The organism is Longimicrobium sp. (genome assembly GCF_036554565.1).
GTDB lineage: Bacteria > Gemmatimonadota > Gemmatimonadetes > Longimicrobiales > Longimicrobiaceae > Longimicrobium.
In genome coordinates, this window is the sequence record NZ_DATBNB010000009.1 from 1 (window position 1) to 2,302 (window position 2,302).

Here is a 2,302-nt window from a genome sequence, read left to right on the forward strand (position 1 = left end):
CCCGGCTGATCCCGCCTCGGTGCAGACCCACCCCGTCACTCCCGCGGAGGGAGACCCCACGGGGTGCGGCGACGTGTGGGGCATCACCTGCTTTGCATCCCTTCTTGCCGGCTGCACGATTCCGCACGCCGTCTCCCGCGCTCACGCCGCCGCACTCCGCAAGCTCTCGCACCGCGGCGCCACGGGACTCTACGAGCACCTGGCCGCATCGACCTGACGGTCCGCCGCGCTCAGTACGTGCGCAGATCTTCGACCGAAACCCCGAAGATGCTGGCGATGCGCTCCAGGGTTGCCCGATGCGGGGTCTTGACCTCGCCCCGCTCGATCCTGCCGATCTCCTTCACCGAAATCCCGGGAAAGTCCGACTGCTTGAGCCCGCGCAGATTGCGGAGCCGGCGCACCGACCCGCCTACATCGTCATCCCGGCCGATCTCCGCGCGCTTCACCCGGCGCCGGTACGCGGGATCGAACTCGTAGAGGACGGCGTCGACCGCAGCCTCGTACTCGCCGAACCGCACGCCGATCCCGTGATCGACGGGCTCGAAATCCGAGAAGTCCGGCCGCGCGCTCGCGTGCGGGGAGCCGAACCACCCGAACGGTACGATGACCGTATCCAGATTGCCGCGATACAGCATGACCAGTTCGCTCACCCCATCGACGGCAACCCCGATCACGCGGTCTGCCCGATCATCGCTGGCCAGTGCCTCCAGCAGTTCGTTCGTCGCAAGCATCTGAACTCCGTCTCCCGGCGCCAACACGCGCGCAAACAGGTCCTGGTAGATGGTGCGCTGTCCCGCGGTGAGCGGGTGCAGCACGAGCACCTTGTGAAGCCTGGATCGAGGTTTCCTGGCCCTGTACTCCAGGGCGGCGCCCACTAACTGAGTGATGTCCGCCGGCGTGTGCGCGATGCACAGCAGATCCGCCGTCGACGAGCCGCCCCACTGATCGAGTTCGTTCCTAGCGCCCGCCCGTCGCGCCGGGAGGTCGGCCAACGCCGCGGCGGGGCCCCATCCCGTTCCCAAGAGCAGGAATTCCTCATTCATCGAGCACCTCCTTCGAAGCAACGGGGTTGTGGGGATGCAGCATGTTCCACGCGTTCGTCAACAGCACGATGTTCTCGCACGCGAACTCTACCAGTGCCCTCGGCACCTCACGCGCATCCGGTTCGCGGTCCAGGAACCGTCGGGAGCGCAGTCCCCAACGCCAGTACCCGGTTCCGCGCACGATCGTGATGTGCGGTTCCTCGTTCCGCTCGCGATCGAAAATCTTGATCTTCCAGCCTCGGCTTCTCCACGGCTCTGCAAGGTAGGCTGTGTACGCCACGGTTCCCTCCCCGCGACCTGCATCGCGGCGGGCTGATGTGAATATATGTCCTATTTGGCAGTATGTCAACACAAAGGACATATTGGCGGACGTGTCCCATCTCCGGACCGGTACTCAGGCCGGCGTTGCGGCCCTGTCCAGCGAGCGGTACTGGATGGCCTCGCCCACATGGGCAGTGGTGATCTCTCCCCCGCCGTCCAGGTCTGCGATGGTGCGGGCGATCTTCAGGACGCGGTGGTAAGCGCGCGCGGAAAGGCCCAACCGCGAGATGGCGGTGCGCAGCAGCGCGTCGCTTCCCTCGCCGATGCTGCAGAACTGCCGTAGCTCGCGCGCGCCCATGTGCGCGTTGGCGTGCATGTCGGGGCGGCTGCCGAACCGCGTTCGCTGGATCTCGCGTGCCTGCGTGACCCTCGCGCGGATCGCTTCCGACGTTTCCCCGATCCGCTGGTCGGCGAGTTCGCGGTAGCGGACGGCCGGCACTTCCACGTGCAGGTCGATGCGGTCCAGCAGCGGTCCCGAGACACGGCCCATGTACTTCTGCACGGCCAGGGGGCTGCAGGTGCATCGGCGCTGGCTGTCGCCATGAAATCCGCAGGGGCACGGGTTCATCGAAGCGACCATCATGAAACGCGAGGGATAGGTCAGGGAGATGGCGGCGCGGGAGATGGTGATGCGCGCGTCCTCCAGCGGCTGCCGGAGCTGCTCCAGGACGTTGCGGCGGAACTCGGGGAGTTCATCCAGGAACAGGACGCCGTTGTGGGCGAGGGACGCCTCGCCGGGGCGGGGATTGCTGCCCCCGCCGATGAGGCCGGCGTCGGAGATGGTCGTGTGCGGGTTTCGGAAGGGACGAACGTTCAGCAGCGCCTTGCCTCCCGTCAGCAGCCCGGCGACGGAGTGGATCTTCGTGGTCTCCAGCGCCTCCTCGAAGGTGAGCGGCGGCAGGATGCTGGGAATGCGCTGGGCCAGCATGGTCTTGCCG

3 protein-coding genes and 1 pseudogene are annotated in these 2,302 nt (G+C 66.8%); 1 reads left to right on the forward strand and 3 read right to left on the reverse strand.

Features of this window, described 5'->3' with window-relative positions:
• Positions 1-217: pseudogene (locus VIB55_RS00295) on the forward strand (sugar kinase); the annotation flags it as partial.
• A gap of 13 nt (positions 218-230) precedes the next feature.
• Here the strand turns inward: VIB55_RS00295 and VIB55_RS00300 are convergent.
• From VIB55_RS00300 to VIB55_RS00310, 3 genes are all read right to left on the reverse strand, one after another.
• A complete protein-coding gene (locus tag VIB55_RS00300) occupies positions 231-1,043 on the reverse strand; it encodes a helix-turn-helix transcriptional regulator (RefSeq protein WP_331874657.1) in 813 nt (270 codons plus the stop codon).
• Positions 1,036-1,323 (reverse strand): hypothetical protein, encoded by a 288-nt coding sequence (locus tag VIB55_RS00305; protein ID WP_331874658.1) that lies wholly within the window; start codon positions 1,321-1,323, stop codon positions 1,036-1,038. The genes VIB55_RS00300 and VIB55_RS00305 overlap by 8 nt, the downstream gene beginning before the upstream one ends.
• 114 nt (positions 1,324-1,437) lie before the next feature.
• On the reverse strand, positions 1,438-2,302 hold an 865-nt coding region (locus VIB55_RS00310; protein ID WP_331874659.1), incomplete at its 5' end, for a YifB family Mg chelatase-like AAA ATPase.

Bases quoted from the DNA above. Each gene is read 5' to 3' on its own strand.
- VIB55_RS00300 (WP_331874657.1), bottom strand. From the start codon at position 1,043: ATGAATGAGGAATTCCTGCTCTTGGGAACGGGATGGGGCCCCGCCGCG.